At 40.0% G+C, this 22,781-nt stretch carries 18 protein-coding genes and 1 other annotated feature; of the genes, 13 read left to right on the top strand and 5 right to left on the bottom strand.

All coding sequences use genetic code 11. The features are described from left to right. Nucleotides 1-52 precede the first annotated feature (52 nt). Nucleotides 53-1,543, top strand: coding sequence for an S-layer homology domain-containing protein (locus MHB39_RS12550; protein ID WP_115673673.1), 1,491 nt, complete (start codon nt 53-55; stop codon nt 1,541-1,543). 55 nt (nt 1,544-1,598) lie between these two features. On the opposite strand, the gene MHB39_RS12545 is transcribed toward MHB39_RS12550, so the two are convergent. Continuing rightward, nucleotides 1,599-2,183: a DJ-1/PfpI family protein gene (locus tag MHB39_RS12545; RefSeq protein ID WP_054550256.1), complete on the bottom strand. Its 585-nt coding sequence runs from the start codon at nt 2,181-2,183 to the stop codon at nt 1,599-1,601. 141 nt (nt 2,184-2,324) lie between these two features. On the opposite strand from MHB39_RS12545, the gene MHB39_RS12540 reads away from it, so the two are divergent. The 4 genes from MHB39_RS12540 to ileS all read left to right on the top strand — a co-directional run bounded on the left by MHB39_RS12540 (nt 2,325) and on the right by ileS (nt 7,894). Next, nucleotides 2,325-2,768, top strand: coding sequence for an Lrp/AsnC family transcriptional regulator (locus MHB39_RS12540; protein WP_048393120.1), 444 nt, complete (start codon nt 2,325-2,327; stop codon nt 2,766-2,768). Nucleotides 2,769-2,832: 64 nt separating this feature from the next. Beyond that, nucleotides 2,833-3,348 (top strand): sigma-70 family RNA polymerase sigma factor, encoded by a 516-nt coding sequence (locus MHB39_RS12535; protein ID WP_081011042.1) that lies wholly within the window; start codon nt 2,833-2,835, stop codon nt 3,346-3,348. Continuing rightward, the gene (locus MHB39_RS12530; RefSeq protein ID WP_342543935.1) at nt 3,341-4,309 is read left to right on the top strand and encodes a DUF3221 domain-containing protein; all 969 of its coding nucleotides are present in this window, start codon (nt 3,341-3,343) and stop codon (nt 4,307-4,309) included. The genes MHB39_RS12535 and MHB39_RS12530 overlap by 8 nt, the downstream gene beginning before the upstream one ends. Before the next feature lie 192 nt (nt 4,310-4,501). Beyond that, nucleotides 4,502-4,740 (top strand) — a binding site (T-box leader). Nucleotides 4,741-4,801: 61 nt separating this feature from the next. Continuing rightward, nucleotides 4,802-7,894: an isoleucine--tRNA ligase gene (ileS, locus tag MHB39_RS12525; RefSeq protein WP_342543934.1), complete on the top strand. Its 3,093-nt coding sequence runs from the start codon at nt 4,802-4,804 to the stop codon at nt 7,892-7,894. Between the two features lie 42 nt (nt 7,895-7,936). On the opposite strand, the gene MHB39_RS12520 is transcribed toward ileS, so the two are convergent. Beyond that, nucleotides 7,937-8,539, bottom strand: a complete 603-nt coding sequence (locus MHB39_RS12520) for a LysE/ArgO family amino acid transporter (RefSeq protein ID WP_342543933.1) — start codon at nt 8,537-8,539, stop codon at nt 7,937-7,939. Nucleotides 8,540-8,649: 110 nt separating this feature from the next. Here MHB39_RS12520 and MHB39_RS12515 point away from each other — a divergent pair, with 110 nt between their 5' ends. Together MHB39_RS12515 and MHB39_RS12510 are read left to right on the top strand one after the other, a co-directional pair. Then, nucleotides 8,650-10,092: a PLP-dependent aminotransferase family protein gene (locus MHB39_RS12515; protein ID WP_342543932.1), complete on the top strand. Its 1,443-nt coding sequence runs from the start codon at nt 8,650-8,652 to the stop codon at nt 10,090-10,092. A 553-nt stretch (nt 10,093-10,645) separates the two neighbouring features. Then, nucleotides 10,646-11,830, top strand: coding sequence for an oxalate decarboxylase family bicupin (locus tag MHB39_RS12510; RefSeq protein ID WP_342543930.1), 1,185 nt, complete (start codon nt 10,646-10,648; stop codon nt 11,828-11,830). Nucleotides 11,831-11,866: 36 nt separating this feature from the next. Here MHB39_RS12510 and MHB39_RS12505 read toward each other — a convergent pair whose 3' ends face one another. Further along, a complete protein-coding gene (locus MHB39_RS12505; protein WP_258859632.1) occupies nt 11,867-13,018 on the bottom strand; it encodes an MFS transporter in 1,152 nt (383 codons plus the stop codon). A 101-nt stretch (nt 13,019-13,119) separates the two neighbouring features. Between MHB39_RS12505 and yeiL the strand changes: the two genes are divergently transcribed. Further along, nucleotides 13,120-13,782, top strand: coding sequence for a transcriptional regulator YeiL (gene yeiL, locus MHB39_RS12500; RefSeq protein ID WP_016993644.1), 663 nt, complete (start codon nt 13,120-13,122; stop codon nt 13,780-13,782). A gap of 118 nt (nt 13,783-13,900) precedes the next feature. Here yeiL and MHB39_RS12495 read toward each other — a convergent pair whose 3' ends face one another. Further along, nucleotides 13,901-14,212 (bottom strand): hypothetical protein, encoded by a 312-nt coding sequence (locus tag MHB39_RS12495; RefSeq protein ID WP_036079321.1) that lies wholly within the window; start codon nt 14,210-14,212, stop codon nt 13,901-13,903. A gap of 284 nt (nt 14,213-14,496) precedes the next feature. Here MHB39_RS12495 and MHB39_RS12490 point away from each other — a divergent pair, with 284 nt between their 5' ends. Then, a complete protein-coding gene (locus MHB39_RS12490) occupies nt 14,497-15,477 on the top strand; it encodes a diaminopimelate dehydrogenase (protein ID WP_342543923.1) in 981 nt (326 codons plus the stop codon). Nucleotides 15,478-15,479: 2 nt separating this feature from the next. Here MHB39_RS12490 and MHB39_RS12485 read toward each other — a convergent pair whose 3' ends face one another. Then, nucleotides 15,480-16,109: a hypothetical protein gene (locus tag MHB39_RS12485; RefSeq protein WP_342543922.1), complete on the bottom strand. Its 630-nt coding sequence runs from the start codon at nt 16,107-16,109 to the stop codon at nt 15,480-15,482. Between the two features lie 215 nt (nt 16,110-16,324). On the opposite strand from MHB39_RS12485, the gene MHB39_RS12480 reads away from it, so the two are divergent. The 4 genes from MHB39_RS12480 to MHB39_RS12465 all read left to right on the top strand — a co-directional run bounded on the left by MHB39_RS12480 (nt 16,325) and on the right by MHB39_RS12465 (nt 22,745). Next, nucleotides 16,325-19,513 (top strand): BTAD domain-containing putative transcriptional regulator, encoded by a 3,189-nt coding sequence (locus MHB39_RS12480; RefSeq protein WP_342543920.1) that lies wholly within the window; start codon nt 16,325-16,327, stop codon nt 19,511-19,513. A gap of 286 nt (nt 19,514-19,799) precedes the next feature. After that, nucleotides 19,800-20,618 (top strand): alpha/beta hydrolase, encoded by an 819-nt coding sequence (locus MHB39_RS12475; RefSeq protein ID WP_342543918.1) that lies wholly within the window; start codon nt 19,800-19,802, stop codon nt 20,616-20,618. Nucleotide 20,619: 1 nt separating this feature from the next. Then, nucleotides 20,620-21,153 (top strand): GNAT family N-acetyltransferase, encoded by a 534-nt coding sequence (locus tag MHB39_RS12470; RefSeq protein ID WP_342543916.1) that lies wholly within the window; start codon nt 20,620-20,622, stop codon nt 21,151-21,153. Between the two features lie 356 nt (nt 21,154-21,509). After that, nucleotides 21,510-22,745, top strand: coding sequence for a substrate-binding domain-containing protein (locus MHB39_RS12465; RefSeq protein WP_054550246.1), 1,236 nt, complete (start codon nt 21,510-21,512; stop codon nt 22,743-22,745). The last annotated feature ends 36 nt before the right edge of the window (nt 22,746-22,781 follow it).

Genomic DNA, 22,781 nt, shown 5'->3' with positions numbered 1-22,781 from the left:
GCTAAAATTAATAGGTAAGCATTAAATTTACATAAACGGGGGACGATTGATTATGACAAAGAAAAAACATAAGTTTTATACAGCGGCAACAGCGGCAATGGCGGTTACTGCTGTTGCGGTAGTACCTGTATCGGCGGCTAGTCCATTTTCAGATGTGAGTGAGGATTATGCGCATTATAATAGTATTTCTACATTGCATGCAGCAGACATCATTAATGGTTTTCCAGATGGTACATTTAAGCCTTCAAAGGATGTGACACGTGGACAGGCAGCAAAGATGATAGCAAGTGCTTTTCATCTAACTACAACGGATACGGCTGTCGAGAATCCGAATTTCAAGGATGTCGACTCATCTAGCCCATACTATAAAGCGATTGTTACATTAGTTAATCTTGGCGTTGTACAAGGCTATGAGGATGATACATTCCGTCCAGATGACACAATTACTCGTGGTCAAATGGCAGTAATGGTAGCAGAGGCTGCAGGTTTAACAGCAGAAGGTAAAAGTCCATTCACAGATGTACAACAAGATAGTCCATTTGCAGATGCAGTAACAGCTCTGTATGAGGCCGGCATTGCGAAGGGTGTTACTGCCACAGAATTTGGTGTAGATAAAAATGTTACTCGTGGTCAGTTAGCAACATTTATTGTGAACGCATTAGGCTTAGCTGAGGATACACAGCCTACAACAGAAGTAAAAGAGGAAGAGCCTAAAGAGGAGCAAGTAACAGAAGAACAACCTACTACAACAAAGGATAGTGCTTTGTTAGAGGAAGTATTTACGAAAACATTAGCCAAGCAAAAAGAGCTAAAAAGCATGAAGGCTACCATGACGATTTCTCAGACAGTAGAGGCAAACGATGGTAAGGAAACCATGAAAATGGATTCTAAAGGCAACATGAAGATGGAAATTGTTACAGAGCCAATGCAATTCTTTGCTGATGGTTCAATGGCTTTAACAGATCCAACAAGTGGTGAAGCGATTAATTTGCCGATTAAAATGTATATGACGGCTAAAGATGGTATGTATATGTATGAGGCAGAACAAAAGGCCTGGGTAAAGTTCCCGAAACAATTATTTGAAGATGTACTGAGCCAAACAGGGATGCAGCCAGATGCAACTGAACAATTGGAGATGCTACAAGCATTTGCCGAAGATTTTACATTAGTAGAATCAGCAAACCGTTATGAATTAACATTAAAAGGCTCTGGCGATAAATTCACAGAGCTAGTGAAGCAGCAGCTTGGCGCAATGGATTTAGGAATGGAAGCGGATCTAGAGGCACAATTAGGCAATATTTCCTTTGATGGTCTCACATATAAATTATTGATTAATAAAGAAACATTCGATGTAGAAGAAATTGCTATGGACATGACATTAAAGATGCAAGTAGAAGGCAATTCGATCAAAACAAGACAGCAAACAACGATCAAATATCATGATTTCAATGCGGTAACGACAATTACGATTCCAAAAGATGTGCTAGACAATGCAAAGGAAATGGATTTGAGTGCATCAGAAACAGCACCAGTAAGTAAATAATACAAAAAGTAGGTTTATGCCAAGTATATTGGTGTAAGCCTACTTTTTTTATGCTTTAGTGGAAGCCCATTAATTCTTTTACTTTCGCTGTGTTTGGAGCAGATGTTAGAGTTTCTAGTAAGCGAAAGGCAACATCAAAGGCTGTTCCTGGATTGGAGGAGGTGATGATATGATCAGTTTGCACAATGCGCTCGTTGACAATTGCTGCACCATAGCCCTTTAGCTGTGCTAAACGTTTACTTGTTGGATGATTATAGGTTGTTGCTTGACGATGCTGAAGAATTCCACTGTGGCCTAAAATAAGAGAAGCTACACAGATTGTTGCAATCGGTTTTTTGTGTTCATCAAAGTGACGAACGACTGCCTGAAATTCCTCGCTAAACGCATCCTCATAAAAACCGGCTTCCTCAAAGCCTCCAGGAATCGCTAATGCATCAAAATCCTCTAATACAATTTCATGAAGCAATTTTTCAGGAGTGACTTTAAAATTCCAGGTGCATTGCAGCTGTTCATGCAGGCCGACCGTAACCACATCTGTTGTACCATCACCTTCCCACTTATTCCAGCCGAGCACATCAGTAAAGACGCTTGCCTCTACCGCTTCAAAGCCATTTGCTAATAGTAACAATATTTTTTTCATGTTTGATTTGCCTCCTTTATTGATATTATTGTAAACAAAAGGGAGAAAAGATTACATACGTTGTATAATGGATTTTAGGTAAAAAACTTTATTTGAAAAGGTATTATGTCATAAATAATTTATTTAGAAAGGTGAAGGACCATGGATCATATTGATACACAAATATTACAGCAGTTACAGCAAAATGCCAAAATCTCTATGAAGGAATTAGCCACTACCGTTCATTTATCCTCTCCTGCCGTTATTGAAAGAATCAGAAAGCTAGAGGAGCAGGGTGTGATTGAGGGCTATCATGCAAAGGTAAATCTGAAAAAGATGGAGCGTACGATTGAAGCCATTATTTTATTTAAGTCCATTGATTGTAAAAGTCTTTCTTCATTTTGTAATGCTCATCCTGATGTTTTGGCATGTTATCGAGTGGCTGGGGAAATTAGCTATATTGTTAAATTAGCGACCTATTCAGTAGAAACATTAGAACAATTTATTGATGCGGCTATGCCCTATGGCACACCTTCTACTAATATCGTGTTATCTTCAACGGAAAAACAAGTGATTACACCATTTGCTGACAATGATTTGGAGTAAATGACAAAAAAAACAAACCTCGAAGCCGTGAGCACCGTTTATAGGGTAGAGAGGAGGAAGAATGTTGCTAATTCATGAACTGGAAAGAATAATGGAACAGCATACAGAGAGGCTTATTCGTCTTGCCTTTTACTATGTTAGAGATTTACAAAGTGCTGAAGATATCGTACAGGATGTCTTTATTAAGTTCTATGATAATCAGCAAAACTATGAGGAACGTGGGGAGCTAAAGGCGTATTTATCGAAATTAGTTAGTAATCGAAGTAAAGATTATTTACGTAGCTGGACCTATCGGAAAATTCAAGTGCAACAGAAGATTTTTCCGCAGCAAACCGTTATGAGAAGAGATATGCTTGTACAGCAAGATGAACGTACTTTGATTGAAAATGCGATTCTAGCTCTCCCTTTCAAACAGCGAGAGGTCATTATACATTTTTATTTTGAAGAAATGCCTGTGGTAGACATTGCAGAGCTGTTAACGATTCCTGAAAGCACCGTCAAAACAAGGCTACGTCGTGGGCGAGAGTTATTGAAGCTACAATTACAGCATGTTGAATGGGAGGTGCTCCTGCATGAGTAAAATGGATGCACGCGTAGTAAGGGATTTATCAGAAAGTAAAAAGCGTGTGATGACAAATGTGGTTCAGCATTTACAGCAACGCCAAGAAAAAAAATCTGCAAAACGCTGGCCATATGGTGTTTTGGCTATGATTTTAAGTGTCTGCATAGGGCTGTTTATATATCAGCAATATAATGAACAACAACAGCAAGCTTCTACTATTCCACCCGTATTAGATGAGCGGATTTTAGAGCTATATTTACAACTTGATTCTTTTATGAACGGAAAGAATCGTTTATATAAGGCAAGCTTTGATAATTTTTTATATTTTGAATCGACCTTTGCTTATGCGCAATCGAAAAAACTAGTACCTACACAAGAGCAAGTAGATAAGGCACTCGAACAGTTCATGGAAGAGTGGAGCTATGAGGATGATACTCGGCCAACTTATGATAAGCTTCTGCAAATGTTGCAAGTCACAAACGAAGGGTTTATAGAGAACTATGGCAAGCCAATTGCCTATAAAATGGCTACATTTGACTTATTATGGGAGGCAAGCCAAGCCGATTATAAGGATGTAAGTAATCCCATTCGTACATGGCTTGTCGAGCAAGAAGCCATGAATTATTTAGAACAACATTATCATAAAGACATTGCTTCCTTACGAGAAAAATATAAAATCCCTGAAAAGGACAGCCAAATGAAGCTCATCAGAAGTGGAACGGTCTTAGCGATCAAGGAACATGAATTTTTAGTTGTCTCAGGCGTCTTGGCTAGCGAGGTTGGGCAAAAATCTGTAGATGAATTAGTGCAAAAACATAGTAATGGTACATGGTTCCCTCTAGTGGATGTCCCGCAAACACTATCAGTTGGAGATCGAGTAGAAGTTCAATATAGACAGTCGATTGGGAACGATGACGCTCAGCCATTCATTGATTATAAGGATATCGTAGAAATGAAAATAGTAAAGGAATCTCACTAACAAGAAGCTAGACATTCTCGTGCTATTCAATAGTAAAACATTGCTGAAGAGCTTTTTGATTCAAACCATTCAACAGCCACAATATGATGATCTCCATCAAAGTATTGCCACTTGTCTCAACGAAATTTTTTAAGATTGTCCTCCGTTGACAGACAATTGGTAATTTGCTAAGATGAAGGACAATAAAAGCATACAAATTCGTTGATGAGAAAGAGTAGTGTTTCACTTTGTTCTACAGAGAGCCGACATTTGGTGGAAGTCGGTGTGCAGGTGTTACATGAAAATCCTCTCTGAGAAGATTAGCTGAATGGAGTAAGCTAATCCGGGTGTCTACCGTTAAAAAGAACACGTATGATTGTACGTTGCTGAGTGCTATTGGCCATCGTGTCAATAGAATTAGGGTGGTATTCGCGGTTAACCCCGTCCCTTTTCCTTGGGACGGGGTTTTTTGTATGCCTTTTATACAAATTTGCTTGTATAGGAGGAACTAATATGCAGAAAGAACAAAAGAAAGAAACAACGGTTGAACGAGAAACAAGGATTCGTACATTATGGGCGCAAGAAGGGACCTTTGCAAAATCCGTAAGTAATCGTGCTGAACAGCAGCCCTTTGTATTTTATGAGGGACCCCCAACAGCGAATGGTTTACCACATGTCGGCCATGCATTTGGTAGAACCATAAAAGATGTGGTGGCACGTTATAAAACAATGCAAGGCTATTTAGTTGAACGCAAAGCAGGTTGGGATACACATGGGTTGCCTGTGGAATTAGGGGTAGAAAAGGCATTAGGAATCTCAGGAAAGCAGGAGATTGAGAACTATGGGGTGGAGCAATTTATTCAAGCATGTAAGAAGAGCGTTTTTACCTATGAGCAAAAATGGCGTACTTTTACAGAGCAGCTTGGCTACTGGCTTGACATGGATGATCCTTACCTAACATTAAGTAATGACTATATTGAATCTGTGTGGCATATTTTAAGCCATGTTCACAAGGAAAAACTGTTATACAAAGGACATCGCGTTTCACCTTATTGCCCTAGCTGTCAAACTTCCTTAAGCTCTCATGAGGTGGCACAGGGCTATAAGGATGTTAAGGATTTATCCGTTACTGCAATGTTTAAGCTAGAGGATCGAGACGAATATATCTTAGGCTGGACAACGACGCCTTGGACATTACCAGCCAATGTAGCCTTGGCTATGAATCCTGCTCTTCAATATGTCCGTGTAAGGCATGCAAACAGCATCTATATACTAGCCAAATCGTTGGTATCAAAGGTTTTTTCAGAGCCTGTTGAACTATTAAGTGAGCATGACGGACAGGAGTTTGCAGGTGTTTCCTATCTATCGCCATTTTCCTATGTAACCGTCGATAAAGGGCATATCATTGTCATGGCAGATTATGTGACAGAGCATAGTGGAACAGGAATTGTACACATAGCACCTGCTTATGGAGAGGACGATTATAAAACGGTGCAGCAACATGGCTTGTCCTTTGTCAATATAGTTGATCTTAAAGGCTGTTATACAGAAGCGGTACCTGAGCTTGTTGGACGATTTGTGAAGGACTGTGATGTCGATATCATTAAACTGCTTGCAGCAAAAGAGCTTTTATTTGCTAAAGAAAAATATGAGCATAGCTATCCGCATTGCTGGCGCTGTGATTCACCATTATTGTACTATGCAACAGATAGCTGGTTTATCAAAATGTCGGCATTAAAAGAGCAGCTTTTACAAAATAATCAGCAGGTGACATGGTACCCTAGCCATATTAAGGATGGACGATTTGGCAACTTCCTAGAAAACTTAGTGGATTGGAATATTAGTCGTAATCGTTATTGGGGGACACCACTCAATGTGTGGATTTGTCAGGATTGCAATCATGAGGAGGCACCTAACAGTGTTGCAGCGCTACAACAATTAGCCAAAGGAGCTGTCAAAGAACAATTAGAGCTCCATAAGCCATTTATAGATGCCATAGTCTGTACCTGTCCTGTCTGCCAGGGCGACATGCAACGTACGCCTGAAGTTATCGATGTTTGGTTTGACAGTGGCTCGATGCCATTTGCCCAACAGCATTATCCTTTTGAAGACGTAGCGAACTTTCATCATCAGTTTCCAGCAGATGTGGTCATTGAGGGCATCGATCAAACGCGAGGATTTTTCTATAGCTTATTAGCAGTATCGACCTTGTTTACAGGAAAACCACCTTATAAAAATGTGCTATCGTTAGGGCATGTTCTCGATGAGCATGGACAGAAGATGTCCAAAAGTAAAGGCAATGCATTAGAGCCTGTTGAGTTAATCCAGGAGTATGGAGCAGATTCTCTACGTTGGGCATTTTTAGTTGATAGCTCACCCTGGAATCCAAAGCGTTTTTCGAAGAAAATTGTCTTAGATGCGAAATCTAAGCTGGTAGATACACTCGACAATACGTTTAAATTTTATGACATGTATGCCCAAATCGATAACTTTACGTATGATGCTACAAATACAGGTACACGTTCACAGCTAGATCATTGGATATTGTCCCGCTTACATCACACTATCCAGCTTGTCACAACCTCTATGGATGATTATCAATTTACACAGGCTACAAGGGAAATTGGTCAATTGGTGGAAGAGTTAAGCAATTGGTATATACGTCGTTCACGTGCTAGATTTTGGGCAAATGGAATGACAGCAGATAAACGAGGTGCATTTAGCACACTTTACGAGGTACTGACATCCATTTGTCAATTAGTAGCTCCGTTTACGCCGTTTATAGCAGAGGATATTTACCGTCAATTATGTGGGAAAAGTGTTCATCTTGAGAAATACCCATTATTCGACGATCAACTAGTAGATGTGAAGCTTGAACAAGGAATGGCAACAGTCTTAACAGTTGTGGAACTTGGACGTAGCATTCGCAATAGTCAGGGAATAAAGGTCAAGCAGCCTTTAAGTGAACTCATTGTTGCCTTAAAAGGTGAACTGTCGGATTACCAAGCCTATAGCGAGCTCATTCAGGATGAGTTAAACATCAAAGCCTGTAGATGGACACATGATTTTTCAGCCTATGAACGCGTGCATTATAAATTGAACTTTAAAACAGCGGGAGCGGCATTTGGTCCAAAGGTTAATCAAGTAAAAGAATATGTGGTGACATTAACAGAGGAAGAGAAACAAAAGCTACAACATCATGAAACTGTGGATCTCGTGATGGATGGTCAACAGCTAACATTATTAAGGGAACATGTAATAGCTGAATCAATCGTCAAGGACCATTATATTTTAGCGGAGGATAGCACCTGCCGTGTCTTGATGAATGTACAACTAACGGAGAGCCTACTACAAGAAGGGCAAATGCGAGAATTGATTCGTACAATACAAGATGCACGAAAAAAATGGCAGCTACCAGTGACGCAATATGTATCGATTGCCTTTAATGGTAGTCCAGAGGTACTTTCCATCATTCAGCAGCACGAAGCTTTATTACAAGCCAATGTATTAGTCAAAGCTATTCATTATGGTGAGGTATGGCCTCATGAAAATTCCATTGAGACGGCATTGTTTAATGAAAAGCTCACTTTATTTGTTTCTCTATAAAAGAAAAGCTCAGGGTTACCTCCTGAGCTTTTTCTATGTACGTTAAAATAAGCCACTTGCGAGATAACATGCTGTTGCCCAAATAAAGACGGCGGAGCATTTATTAAATAGTCGCATCAATTTTCCAGAGCCGTCTAGTTTTTTCAACGAGGCGCCAGTCAATGTGAGACCGAAAAACCATAGCCAGGAAATGAACACACAAGCAACAGTGAACATTATTTGCTCGGTTCCACTATATTTTAATGCGCTTGTACCAATAACACCGATTGTATCTAAAATAGCATGTGGATTTAGAAGTGATACAGAGAGTGCGAAGAGAATTTGTTTTTTTATAGGCAATGCTTCGCTATTTTCAGTGTTTGCTGGATTTGAACGCCAAATGCTATAGCCCATGTAAAGTAAAAAAATGATACCAATAGTCATTAAAGTGATACGCAACCACTCAAATTGTAGAACTATTAATGACAGACCGAATACCGCAAGTAGAATAAGCAGTGTATCACAGATCGCAGCTGTCACAGCTGCTGGCAAAGAGCGTAATAAACTTGGTTGTGTAGCACCTTGTGAAAAAACAAAAACATTTTGTACACCTAATGGCAAAATGAGTCCAAATGCTAAAATGATCCCATGAAGAAAAGCTTCCAATGACCATTCCTCCTTTCTTTACTTATTTTAGATATGGTATAACTAAAAGAAAACGACCAATTGGATGGTTTTTTATCCACCCAATTTCATTGCATGGAAGGAGAAGGAACATGAGCTGGCAGCCGAATAGACGAAGTGATAATACATTACAGCAGCAGATTGTACAGTGGATAACAGCCAATGTGGAGCGAGGAGACTGGGCAGCAGGGACAAAACTACCTACCCAAAGACAGCTGGCCATGCAGTTCGATGTGAATCGAAGCACAGTTCAGCAGGCTTTGGAGGAATTAAAAGCAATGGGCATTCTTGAAGCAAAGGTAGGCTCTGGTGTTTATGTTACGCACAATTCCTGGCATGCATTAATCCAACAAACACAGCCGAATTGGCAAACTTATATCGAAACAAGCATCCACAAGCCAAACTACCACACCATCCAATTAATTAATGAATACGAACAGCGTGATGATGTAATTCGTTTAGGAACAGGAGAGCTGGCACCTTGCTTGTTGCCCACCAAGGAAATAGAAGCTTCACTGCGAGAACTATCCTTTCAACCCAAAGCATTAGGCTACTCTTCGCCACAAGGTAATGATCAGCTTCGTAAAGCTATTTGTAAATATGTTCAAAAAAGAGGCATTCCTGCTGAACCTCAAAACGTCTGTATTGTTTCAGGTGCACTTCAGGCACTACAATTGATTGCTGTTGGCTTATTAGAGCAAGGGTCTATTGTGTTTCAGGAGCCAACCTCCTACTTAAATTCTGTTCACCCTTTTCAGTCAGTTGGCATGCAAATGATTAGCATTGAACGCGATGTACAGCTTGCTCAAACATTAGCGCAAAGGAAACGAAAGAAACAAGCCGTGTTTTATGCCATTCCTACTTTACATAATCCTACAAGTCATGTGTGGACAGGACGGGAAAAAGAACAGCTATATGAAGCATGTCAGGCATCACGCATTCCGATTATAGAGGATGATGTCTACCATGAATTGCTTTTTGAAGAGACGTCACCGCCGATTAAGGCCATGGATAATAGTGGACAAGTTCTTTATATTGGCAGCGTCTCGAAAACCTTAAGCCCTGGGCTACGCATTGGCTGGCTCATTGGTCCAACCACTGTCATTGAGCGATTAGCCGATATAAAAATGCAAACAGACTATGGCTCAAGTGCCATTTCACAAGAAATTGTCCTTCATTGGCTTCAATCAGGAAAATATGAAAAGCATCTTGCTGGATTACGTCAACAATTAAAGGAGCGAGCCGATTTTACGGAACAGCTGTTAACGGAGAAATTTACAGAGGTGGCGAATTGGAGCAAACCAAAGGGAGGTTTTTATATTTGGCTCAAGTTTCATGAGCCACTTGTAGATAAAGACTTTTTTATGAAGCTATTGCAGCAACAAATATTAATCAATCCAGGCTATATCTACGATCCACACGATCATCACCATATTCGGCTATCCTATGCCTATGCAACCTTTGAAGAATTACAAGAAGGCTTACGAATCCTGCATGAATGTGTGGTTGCGGCTATGGTACGAAAGAGTAAGTAAGGACTTTTTCTGAGGTTAGGGAAACGTGAAAGTGAGGAGGTCGCTCTAAATAAGGTGAGAAGTGATCATGGAATTCAAGAATCCGCTCCCAAGTGGGTGAGAAGTGATCTAAAAAGAGAGGAATCCGCTCCAAAGTGATTGAGAAGTGATCATAAAGATGAAGACCCCGCTCCAAAGTGGTTGAGAGGTGATCAAAAAAGTAAGGTCCCCGCTCCAAAGAAAGTGAGAAGTGATCAAAAAAGTGAGGCCCTCGCTCCAAAGTGGTTGAGAAGTGATCAAAAAAGTAAGAAACCCGCTCCAAAGTGAGTAAGAGGTGATCCAAAAGAGAGGAATCCGCTCCAAAGTAATTGAAAAGTGATCAAAAAAGTGAGGCCCCCCGCTCCAAATTCAGTGAGAAGTGATCAACATAGCAAGCCCTCTCTTAATCAAGTATCCACGCTCAGTCACTCATCTCAACAGCAGAAAAGAAAGTGAATAATCCGAGCATTGTATCCATACATTTTAGAAGAATAGAAGTATTTTAGTTTGATTACGAACATAAAGAGGTGAACGATTGGAGAATTTGCCGCCGGGTTATTTTCAGGTGCCTCAGCCTATTCGAGGTGATGGGGCTGGAGGGGTGGATAAGGGGCCACGGGATGTTATGAGGGATTTAGAAAATCCTGATATGCTGGTGCCACCAACGACCGATGCGGGTTTGATTCCAAATTTGCGTTTCTCGTTTTCCGACACGCATATGACCTTAAATCAAGGTGGATGGTCTCGGGAAATTACGGTTCGTGAATTGCCGATTGCTACGACTTTGGCGGGTGTGAATATGAGTTTGAAACCAGGGGGCGTACGTGAGCTACACTGGCATCAGCAGGCGGAGTGGTCGTATATGCTGCTTGGTCATGCTCGTATTACGGCTGTCGATCAGAATGGTTGTAACTTTATAGCGGATGTGGGGCCAGGCGATTTATGGTATTTTCCACCTGGCATACCCCATTCCATTCAAGGGCTTGAGGACGGCTGCGAATTTTTATTAGTATTTGATGATGGGCATTTCTCTGATCTGAATACACTGTCTATCTCGGATTGGTTTACTCATACGCCAAAAGAAGTGTTATCAGCGAATTTTGGGGTTCCTATTCATGCTTTCGATCACATTCCGGGTGAACAAGTGTATATTTATCAGGATCGAGTGCCAGGTCCTATCGAATCACAGAAAGTGCAATCTCCTTATGGGGAGGTTCCGCAAACCTTTAAACATCGTCTCTTGGCACAGCCACCATTGAAAACACCTGGAGGAAGTGTGCGCATTGTCGATTCGACTAATTTCCCAATCTCTAAAAATATCGCGGCTGCACTGGTGGAAATTGAGCCAGGGGCGATGCGGGAGTTGCATTGGCATCCGAACAACGATGAATGGCAATATTATCTGCAAGGAAAAGGACGTATGACAGTTTTCACAGGAAATGGAACGGCTCGAACATTTGATTATCGGGCGGGAGATGTTGGCTATGTACCATTTGCCACGGGGCATTATATTGAAAATACTGGAACAGAGCCATTATGGTTTTTAGAAATGTTTAAAAGTGATCGATTCCAAGATGTGTCCTTAAATCAATGGATGGCCTTAACTCCGACAGAATTGGTGCAAAGTAATTTGCAGGTCGGTCCTGAGCTGCTTGAGGCTCTCAGAAAAGAAAAATGGCCAGTAGTGAAATATCCTGGTTTTTCCTATTATCCGAAATAATCAAAGCAGGTGAGGATGTTCTCGCCTGCTTTTAGTTTAATATTGATATTTTTTGCGTGTCAGGAGCAAAATAGCGATGGCTGGTATTGTACAAATGAGCATGGCTGCGAAGGACAGTCCTGGCGATATTTCGTATAAATAGCCACCTAAAAACGTCAGGATGGCGGTACTTAAGCCCATTGCTAATGCAGAGTATAACCCCTGTGCATTGGGGATTTGTTCCTTTGGTAGCGCTTTTGTTAAGTAGCGAATAAAGGCAAAATGCGCTAAAGCAAAGGATAATGCATGCAAGGTTTGGGAAGCGATAAATACCCAGACATTTGGGAACATAAAGATAAGTAACCAACGTAGGGAAGACCCGCTCGCTGCTAAGAGTAATAGGGACGATGAGCGCCATTTTGTCAATAACGTATCAGCCTTCATAAAGTAAAGAATTTCGCAAATAACAGCGATATTAATAATCATACCCATATAGAATGGATCAACCTGTAAATCTTCTAAATAAATATAACCGTAGCTATAATAGGAGGCATGTGCACCCTGGAGCAAGATCACGATGAATAAAACAATCGGGAAGCCTTTGATCGTCCATAGTGTTTTCATCGACAATGATTTTGCACGCTGTTCTTTTGTTGGTACTACGAGTAATTCCTTTGGTGTTGCTAATTGCTGCATAAGTAACATGCCCATCAATCCTATAATCATGCTCCAAAAGATGATGTTCTTTCCAAAAACGCCTGTCAGCATACTAATAATTAAAACAGCGATGACAAAGCCAAATGAACCATAGGAACGGCTTTTACCATAATGAATATTGCCATACTGCACAAGCGTAGCGGCACTGCTTTCCACAGCAGGTAATAGAGCTGGGTAAAAAACACTAAATAAAATGGTCACGATTAATAATGCTGTAAAGCCTGTGCTTGGAATATAGAGCAAGGCAGTTAGCAACGAGCCTATTGCTAAAATTGTAATGAGTCGTTTATTGTGTACGTATTTTGCAAGTGTTGGGAAGAAGAAGAGATTGGATGTGGCACGAGCTAGGAGCCCACAGCCCATCACTACACTTGCCTGCGAGACGGTTAGATGTTTCGCATCCACCAGCCAACCTGTCCAGTAGGGTAAGAAAATGCCCCACGTGATAAAAAATGTAAAGAAATTCTGAGAAAGCCATCGTTGATTGTTCATATAATTTTCGTACCTCCATTAACTATGTTGAATAATAGCATGTTCATCGCTACAATAATGTGAGATATCTCATATTTTTTATAGGAGAGAGAGAGAAAAAAATGCATATTTTAACAGCTGAAGCCCGTACCCATTATCTTGAAAAATATCCGATCGATGATTTTTTCTCATTTGATATCAATCCCTATTTAGAAGTCCGTCAGTTTGACAAGGGTGAGTGGATCTTCCAGGAAGGCTCCTTTCCAGACACAGTGTATTACATGATAGAAGGAAAGGCGAAGCTCTATATGACACATAAAAATGGCAAGGTTTCGCTTATTGAATACCTAGAAGCTCCTCTTTTTATGGGGGAAATTGAATTATTAAATGAGGCTAGGTATACAAAGGGGATACAAACCGTCACCAAAACAATTTGCTATTCAATTACACAGTCATGTAAGGATAAGTTACTTGCGGATGCCTTGTTTTTACGTAGACTTTGTGTATTTTTAGGGGAAAAAGCGACAAAAATGACATCTAAATATACACAAAATCAGGCCTATCCGTTGGAAAATCGCTTAGCAGCCTTTATCCAATTATCTGCCGACCAAGGTGTCTACAAGGAAAAGCATACGGAAATCTGTGAGTATTTAGGGGTCTCCTATCGCCATTTGTTATATGTCTTGGCACAGTTTTGTGAAGAGAGGATTTTGGAAAAGCGTAAGACGGGCTATCAAATTATTGATAAAACCCGTCTAGCCCAGCTTGCACAGGAAATACTATGAAAATAACCATTCCATAAAGGTTTCCTATTTTAATTTTTTCACGGTGTTTCCTATTTTTAGTTATGACAGCTAAGAAACACATCGCTACAGTTTTATAAGGAAAATGGATTTGACTTCTTTAGATGAAGTCAAATCCATTTTTGTTGTATTCACTTTTTTTAATTAGCCAGCGAGCGATATCCTTGCCGCTATGGTAAAAGTCCACTTCATTTACCTTGTTTTTTCGGATAGAGAGGTCAGGGATGTTTTCTAAAACGTCAAAAGGTAAAACACCGATACATAAATGATTATTTGATGGAAAATCTCCTTGCGGCTTATTGCCACTTTGTATCGCTTCACTATGCTTGTTCATTGAGTTTTGTGTCATATGGAATGCAAGTAGTTCTCCTTGTGCCAATGCAGTGCTTGATGAGTAACCAGTACCTTTCATTCAACATGCCCCCTTTTGTCGTTACATTTATTGTACAAGACTAGATGGAAAAATAGTCGTTATTTACAAGGCTTTTACAATAACTTTAAGGTTCATGGAAGATTTAGTAATTTGTAACCGTATTCATACCATTATGGAATAAAAACCATAGAAAACTGATATATATTCTTTTAAAAAAACTCATACACAAACTATTGTGAATTTTTCTAACACGAAGTATTATTGTAATTAGATTTAACGTGAAAGTTTTCACAAAGTCGCGAAATCGTTAGGAGGAATTTTTAATGAGTGCAATTCGAGTAGGTATTGTAGGATATGGAAATTTAGGACGTGGTGTGGAGTATGCCATTTCACAAAATCCAGATATGGAATTAGTAGCGGTGTTCACACGACGTGATCCTTCGACAGTAAACGTAGCAAGCAATGCGAGCGTATATTTAGTAGATGACGCTGAAAAATTCCAAAACGACATTGATGTTATGATTTTATGTGGTGGTTCTGCAACAGATTTACCAGAGCAAGGTCCACATTTTGCACAATGGTTTAATACAATTGATAGCTTCGATACACATGCGAAAATTCCTGAATTTTTCGATGCTGTAGATGCAGCGGCACAAAAATCTGGTAAAGTATCTGTTATCTCAGTTGGTTGGGATCCAGGTCTATTCTCTTTAAATCGTCTATTAGGAGAATCAGTATTACCAGTTGGTACAACATATACATTCTGGGGCGATGGCTTAAGTCAAGGACACTCAGATGCTGTCCGTCGTATCGAAGGTGTTAAAAATGCTGTTCAATACACATTACCGATTAAAGAAGCGGTAGAGCGAGTTCGTAACGGTGAAAACCCTGAATTAACAACACGTGAAAAACATGCACGTGAATGTTGGGTTGTGCTAGAAGAAGGTGCAGATGCAACAAAGGTTGAACAAGAAATTGTCACAATGCCTAACTATTTCGATGAATATAACACAACAGTGAACTTTATTTCTGAAGATGAATTTAAAGCAAATCATACGGGTATGCCACATGGTGGTTTTGTCATTCGCAGTGGTGACAGTGGTGCAAACGATAAACAAATTCTCGAATTCTCATTAAGACTGGAAAGTAATCCAAACTTTACATCTAGCGTATTAGTGGCTTATGCACGTGCAGCACACCGTTTAAGTCAAGCGGGTGATAAAGGGGCGAAAACAGTATTTGATATCCCATTCAGCCTACTTTCGCCAAAATCAGCTGCTGAATTACGTAAAGAATTATTATAATCTTAACGAATGATCCCGATTATCATAGAGTTGATAATCGGGAATTTTTTAAGCCTAAGTGTTTGCCAATGAAACGGTACAGTTGTGTAATGATGTTTTGTCCATTGTAAAAATTCATCTACATGTCGAATACCCAATTCTAAGACAGCTTGATAAATAAAAATGGAGGCGTATGGTATAGGAAGATGTAGCATTGCTTCCTTTATATTGAGAATAGCTTTTCTAGTTTCCTCTGTTAAGTGGTTTTTCATAAAGGGTACTAAGTCTTTAGAAATGGCCCCTTTTTGGCTATTTGAAAATAACCACATATCTATAATCCACTCAACTTCCTCCGCTCGGTAAAGCAGTTTAAAATAATGTCCATTAAAATCGGAACTCGTATAATCTCTATATTTAAGTTCAATGACGTTCTTGTTCAGTGTAAGCATGGCTAATTCGATCATGATGATGTGAGGATTAGGTTCATCACAAAATGTTTCAATGTCAATATCGGGGGCAACCATCAAATTATAAGCAGCTGCCCCTACTACAAAGCAATCGCCTACAGTACGCCATTTCTGAATCAGTTGTAAGTCAGTTAAAACTCTTTCTGCTTGTTGTTTTCTTTGCATGGCTCTATCAAGACTGTTCATTTATCCACTTTCCTCCTAAATTTTAGTAATATAATAGAATACTAAAATTAGGAAGAAAAAGCAAACTAATTTCTACTTCTATTCCCATAACAAAAAATAGTGGGGGATTAAACCTATAAAAATACATAAAAAATATGGTAAACTGTCAATAATTTAATAATCTGAATTTTTGTAGAAATCTTTGTAACCTTACAAAATATGGAGGTTATGTTTATATGACAGCAGATATTATTATTCAATCAAAATGTATGGCCCCAAATCCATCCACGCATTGTATTAGTAGAGCAACACTAATGCGAACGTTAAAGAAAAGCCATCATCATACTTGTACTTTCTTGCATAGTGGTGCAGGGTACGGTAAAACAACCATTCTAACTCAATTTCTTGCAACCGAATCAAGTAGGTTTTCTTGGTATAGTATTTCTGATGAAGATGATAATTTATTACCCTTTTTGAGGCACCTCTTTTTTAGTATACAGCGCGTCGTACCGAATTTTGGTCATACATTTGATGGGTGGAATCAATTATCGCGCTTTCCAAAAATGGATGAGCTCAATCGATGGTATAAGCTTTTTGTCAATTGCCTCTGCGATATAGACGAGCCTCTTCTCATCGTGATTGACGACTTTCACCTAGTAGATCATGTTTTTCCTATTAATTATTTCATGGAAAAAATCATTGAATTTGCTCCACCCAGCATTCATTTTATTTTGGCTTCCAGAACACTACCCAATTGGGATATTATGAGGAAATTAAAGCTACAAAAAAGATGGCTCGTTATAAAAGAGGATGAACTGGCATTTTCAACTGAGGAGATTGCAGTGTTTTTTGAAGAATATGTAGATGTACATTTATCCGAGGCTGAAATGAAAAAAGTATTAGAGATCACTGAAGGGTGGGCCATTAGTATTTCCTTATTGGCAGAGCAATGGCATCATGCTTCGCTAGATCATTGGCTGACGATTCCCACAAATGAGCTATTCACATATTTATCAGAGGAAGTTTATAGTAGGATGACTGCTACTGAGCAGGAGACGATCTTAAAATTAGCGATTTTTCCTACCTTTTCTGCGGAGCTATTGAAAGCATTTTATGGCGCTGAGATTGCGCAAATGCTGAATGCATTAACTCAGCGTCATTTATTTATCCAACCTGTGACAACAGATGGCTTCTATCGTTTTCATGCATTGTTTAGTCGATTTTTAGAAATGAAATGGCGACAGTATCCAACACAACATGCGGACCTTCATAAACAAGCTGCATTGTATTATGTAGAACATCAAAATATTCAAGCTGTCCTGTATCATGCCTTTAAAACGAATGATCATCATTTCTGCGGAGAGCTCCTACAGCTTCATGCAGAATCAATCGTACGGGCTGGTCAATTTGAATGGTTGCTAGATAAAATCAATCGATTCACTGTACCGGAAAAAGATAAATTTTATAAATTAAATTATTTTGAGGGTGAATGTCATCGCTACCGAGCTTATTATGAAAAAGCGAAACAATCCTATGAAAAATGTGCAATCCTCGCACAGAAGCAGCGGGACCACCTATTTATGACAAAGTCACAAGCTGGGATAGCCCATATTTACTTAGACACCATTCAACCTGCTTTAGCAGAGCCATATCTCGAGAAAGCATTAGAGCTAGCGAAACATACACCATTGCGCAAAGAGGAATTACTAGAACTTCAACGGCAATACGCTGAAAATTTAGTGAATCTAGGGAAGGCCAAGGGTGCACAGCTCTTTATGGAGGACGTCGCATTGCCAGAGGATGTCATACAGCGAGCAAATGTTGATGTACGTGTTTTACTACGAACAGGACAACTACGGGAGGCCAAGGAGTTATTAGCGCAGCGACTTGAATTACCGCCTCAGCTTGTTGCAACCCATCGAGAAAGTGAACTGCTAGCAGCTTTCGTTTATGCACTGTTAGGTCAAGGCAAAGAAGCCTGGTATGCTGCCCAGCATGGCATTCGAAGAGGAATAAAAGAAAAGTCTATTTTCATAGAGGCGGTTGGCTATATCAGAAAGGCTCATGCCCTGCTGTTAATGGATTTCCCAGATCATTATGGGGCATGTCAAGCCTATGAAAAAGCGTTGACCCTCATGAATGCCATTAATATTTCTCGTGTGAAGGCGGAGCCATATATGGGGTTAGCCATTGTCAAACATTTGTTAGGAGATATGGTAGCGGCTAAAAAATACTTAGCATTGGGCTTACAAGAAACGGAGCAAGTTCAAGATGCTTGGATGACAGCGCTTATTCTTTTAGCAGAAGTAAAAATAATACTTTCTGAGCAAGAAATAGAGAGAGCGAAGCAATTATTAAAGAAGACACAGCAACTATTTCAGGAGTGCGGTGATCGCAATGGCTTGATGCATGTCTTATTTTATCAATCAATGATTGCCCTGAAAGAGTGTAATAAGAAGCCGTTTCAACAGTATTTTCAACAGTTTGCACAACTATGTGTCTCAAATGGCTATGAATACTTCTTACAAAGGCCAACGATACTTGGTCCGAGCAATCGAATGGTTTTTTACGAGCTATTGCAATTTAGTCAAAAATGCCAGATGAAGCATCCAGCTATATTAGCATTGCAAAATTATTTTCAGGTCGAGGATAGTATTAGTTATCCGCATGATGAAATACAGATGAATCTTTTCGGGAGTTTAAATTTAATTCGTTCACAACGAAAGCTAGAAGACAAAGAATGGCAACGTGATAAATCAAAGGAATTATTCGTATATCTCTATTGCCATCGCCATCGCTTTACACCAAAGGAAGAAATAGCACAGGCATTATGGCCAGATCGTAGTGTCGAGTCCTTGGATCGTGATTTTAAGGTGGTGTTAAATACGTTACTTAAAGTGTTGGAGCCGCAACGACATGCAAGACAAGAGAGCTTTTTCATTCAGCGGAAAAATAATATGTATCAGTTACAAAATATTGCTTTTCTCCAAATTGATGTTGAACGTTTTCACTATTATTACAGCTTAGGAATCGACGAATTTGATCCACAGCTGTCCAATGAGTGGCTCTTATTAGCGGAAGCGAGCTATACGGATGCGCTCTATGCGGAAAAAAAGCAAATCGACTGGCTAACGCAGGACCGTGAAAAGCTACAATTTTTATATATCGAAGTCTTGGAACGACTAGCACAAAATGCAACAAGGCAACAGCAATATAAAAAAGCCATTTTTTTCGCAGAAAAGATGCTACGCGAGGATGCACTCTGGGAAGAAGCGTATCGCCTGCTCATGTACAGCCACTACCAGCTCCATAATCGTTCTCTTGCCTTAAAATGGTATGAAAAATGTGTCCAGCAATTACAACAGGAGCTAAACACAACCCCGATGGAATCCACCATGACGGTCTATGATTTGATAATGGGGTAATTGGTGTTGTTATTAAGGCTAGGTGAAGTGATTTTGTATTGGATGGGCTTGCTCAAGTGTGGGGAAGTGCTCCATTGATTATGGGAATGCTCATTCATATGTGGAAACCCGCTCCAACAGAGAGTAGAGCCGCTCCTAAGTAATGTGAAAACACTCCAACAGAGTCGGTGCCCCCTCCTAGTCAAAGCGCTCATTCTATGAGGAACTCACTCATAAACTATGTCAATCCGCTCCAACAGTGGGGTAGACAATACTATAAAAATGTAACCTATATGGAGGAACAACAATGCCATTTTGTCAGACAAATAAAGCGAAAATTTACTACGAAATAATTGGAACAGGGATACCTATCATCATGCTACATGGTTTTTCTCCTGACCATCGTTTGATGAAGGGCTGTATGGAGCCTGTTTTTAAAAAACGTGAAGGGTGGAAACGTATTTATCTGGATCTTCCGGGAATGGGAAAAACAACAGACTATTCATCAATTCAAAACTCGGATGAAATGCTAGAAGCGATTTTCGAATTGATACACACAATCATTCCACAAGAATCGTACTTGTTGGTTAGTGAATCTTATGGTGGCTATTTAGCGCGCGGTATTATGAGGAAATCAGTGGATCAACTTTTAGGTACTGCCTTTATTTGCCCTCTCATCATTCCTGAAAAAGAACAACGTACGGTGCCACCGCATTGTATTGTACAAGCAGATACGGCTTTTTTATCAACATTAAGTCAGCAGGAGCAAGATGATTTTATGGCTAATCAAGTTGTCTTAGATGCCTATAATTGGGAGCGTTATTCAACAGAGGTGTTGGCAGGGTGTAATCTAGCAGATCAGGCATTTTTAGAAAAAATTCAGCAAAGCTACGGATTTTCCTTTGCCGTTGACGAAAAGTCCTTTGATAAGCCAAGTCTCTTTTTGCTGGGTAAACAAGATTCTGTGGTTGGCTATAAGGACGCGTTATCACTTCTAGAGAAGTTTCCCAGAGCAAGCTTTGCCATTTTAGATAGAGCAGGCCACAATTTGCAGATCGAGCAACCTGAATTGTTTACCGAGCTGATGAGTGAATGGTTGAATCGTGTAGAGGGAGCGATGGATTAAAGTGATACTTGCAAATGATAAATTATTTTTAAGAGAATTCAGACAGCAAGACTGGGTTGATGTGCATAAATATGCCTCTCAGGAGGTTGTTTGTAGGTATCAAACATGGGGACCGAATTCAGAAGAGGATACAAAAGAATTCATTCAGGATGCTCTCGAAGAAGCAACACAAACACCAAGGGAACGATATGTTTTTGCTATTATTCATCAAGAAACATTAATAGGTGCGGTAGAAATCATGATTAGGGATTTTGTAAATGAAGTCGGGGAAATTGGCTATATCGTGAACCCTGATTATTGGGGTAAGGGAATAGCAACGCAGAGTGCTAAATTGATGATGACTTTCGGCTTTGAAACATTAAAGCTCCATCGTATTTATGCAACATGCGACCCTCGAAATATTGGATCATCCAAAGTATTAGAGAAAATAGGAATGTCAAAGGAAGGAATATTACGTGAAAACATGCTAATGAAAGATGGCGTTTGGCGAGATTCATTATTGTATAGTATGTTGAAACAGGAATGGTTATCATGAAGCGTACGATTAAAAGTCATCTTTATTTAGGGGTATAAAGCTATGCAGAAGGAAAAGAGCAATAAGAATCCGATGTATCACTGCAATTAAATGCAGTAGGGAATGAGAAAAAAATATTATAAGAAAAACAGATGTGGACTCTAAAAAGCAAGAATGTTGATTTCTAAGCATTCTTGCTTTTTGTTTTAAGAAATGTTGTTTAGTTGCCATTCTGCTTCGCTCCATTTTCGGGACAGAGCTAGGTGGCTCATATTTGAGCCATCTAGCTTGTAACTAATTTGTAACTGGACTTTTATATAGTGTTGTCATAGCAAGAAAGCGCTTTCTAGGGAGCTTATTTTGAAGGGGGATATGGGATGAGGAAGCAGTGGTATTGGTTTCTTTTAGTGATGTTGGCTGTGGTGTTGGTGGCTTGTAATGGGGATACGAAAGACGGCGCAACGGAAGCGGATTCTTCTGATGGGGAGACGAAGGCGGTTACTGCGGAAGGCGGCACAATTAAGATTGGTGTGCTTGCATCGTTAACTGGGGCGCTTGAGTCATATGGGAAGCAGACGCAGCGAGGATTTGATTTAGGAATTGAGTATGCAACAGGGGGCACGATGGAGGCCAATGGTAAGAAAATAGAAATTGTATATGAGGATACCGAAACAAAGCCAGAGGTGGCTGTACAAAAAGCGACAAAGCTTTTAGAAGATGATCAGGTTGATTTTTTAGTCGGCTCTTCAAGCTCGGGTGATACGCTCGCTGTTCTACCACTTGCCGAGGAGTATGAAAAAATTATGGTGGTAGAGCCTGCAGTGGCTGACAGTATTACAGGTTCAGAGTTCAATGAGTATATTTTCCGAACAGGTCGTAATTCATCCCAGGATGCCTATGCGGCAGCAGCGGCTATTGCAGGCAAAGGTGTGAAGATTGCTACATTTGCGCCAGATTATTCGTTTGGCTGGGATGGTGTGAATGCCTTTAAAACGGCAGCGGAGAAATTAGGGGCTGAAATTGTACTAGAGGAGTATGCAGATCCTGCTGCAACAGATTTTACTTCCAATTTGCAAAAAGTGATTGATGCGAAGCCAGACTATTTGTTTGTGGTTTGGGCGGGGGCAAATTCACCATGGAATCAAATTGCAGATCTTAAAATTCAAGAAAAGGGCATTAAAATTTCGACGGGTGCGCCGGATATTATTGCGCTTCAATTTATGAACCCATTGGTTGGGATGGAAGGCTTCTCGGTGTATTATCATACACTTCCTCAAAATGATGTCAATGAATGGTTAGTAGATGAACATCAAAAACGTTTCAATGAAGTGCCCGACTTATTTACTCCTGGCGGCATGTCTGCGGCGATTGCTATTGTGGAGGCATTGAAACAATCGGATGGGGATGCAGACGCCAACAAGTTAATCGATGTTATGGAAGGTATGTCCTTTGAAACACCAAAAGGGACAATGACATTCCGTGAAGAGGATCACCAGGCTCTACAATCCATGTATTCGATTCGCTTAGAGCAACAAGATGGTGTGGATTATCCAGTACCAGTACTTATTCGGGAGCTTAGTCCTGAAGAGACAGCACCGCCCGTTATGAATTAAAGAATTGAGAGGCAGCATAGCTGTCTCTCTACATAA

The sequence above is a fragment of the Lysinibacillus sp. FSL K6-4013 genome, assembly GCF_038630435.1.
Taxonomy (GTDB): Bacteria; Bacillota; Bacilli; order Bacillales_A; family Planococcaceae; genus Lysinibacillus; species Lysinibacillus boronitolerans.
The sequence above is the reverse complement of the archived record's forward strand: the minus strand, read 5'-3'. Positions and strand labels throughout refer to the sequence as shown.

Bases quoted from the DNA above. Each gene is read 5' to 3' on its own strand.
- MHB39_RS12490 (WP_342543923.1), top strand. From the start codon at position 14,497: ATGAGTGCAATTCGAGTAGGTATTGTAGGATATGGAAATTTAGGACGT.
- MHB39_RS12505 (WP_258859632.1), bottom strand. From the start codon at position 13,018: ATGAACAATCAACGATGGCTTTCTCAGAATTTCTTTACATTTTTTATC.
- MHB39_RS12485 (WP_342543922.1), bottom strand. From the start codon at position 16,109: ATGAACAGTCTTGATAGAGCCATGCAAAGAAAACAACAAGCAGAAAGA.
- MHB39_RS12465 (WP_054550246.1), top strand. From the start codon at position 21,510: ATGAGGAAGCAGTGGTATTGGTTTCTTTTAGTGATGTTGGCTGTGGTG.
- MHB39_RS12515 (WP_342543932.1), top strand. From the start codon at position 8,650: ATGAGCTGGCAGCCGAATAGACGAAGTGATAATACATTACAGCAGCAG.
- ileS (WP_342543934.1), top strand. From the start codon at position 4,802: ATGCAGAAAGAACAAAAGAAAGAAACAACGGTTGAACGAGAAACAAGG.
- MHB39_RS12550 (WP_115673673.1), top strand. From the start codon at position 53: ATGACAAAGAAAAAACATAAGTTTTATACAGCGGCAACAGCGGCAATG.
- MHB39_RS12495 (WP_036079321.1), bottom strand. From the start codon at position 14,212: ATGAAAGGTACTGGTTACTCATCAAGCACTGCATTGGCACAAGGAGAA.
- MHB39_RS12545 (WP_054550256.1), bottom strand. From the start codon at position 2,183: ATGAAAAAAATATTGTTACTATTAGCAAATGGCTTTGAAGCGGTAGAG.
- yeiL (WP_016993644.1), top strand. From the start codon at position 13,120: ATGCATATTTTAACAGCTGAAGCCCGTACCCATTATCTTGAAAAATAT.
- MHB39_RS12530 (WP_342543935.1), top strand. From the start codon at position 3,341: ATGAGTAAAATGGATGCACGCGTAGTAAGGGATTTATCAGAAAGTAAA.
- MHB39_RS12540 (WP_048393120.1), top strand. From the start codon at position 2,325: ATGGATCATATTGATACACAAATATTACAGCAGTTACAGCAAAATGCC.
- MHB39_RS12475 (WP_342543918.1), top strand. From the start codon at position 19,800: ATGCCATTTTGTCAGACAAATAAAGCGAAAATTTACTACGAAATAATT.
- MHB39_RS12480 (WP_342543920.1), top strand. From the start codon at position 16,325: ATGACAGCAGATATTATTATTCAATCAAAATGTATGGCCCCAAATCCA.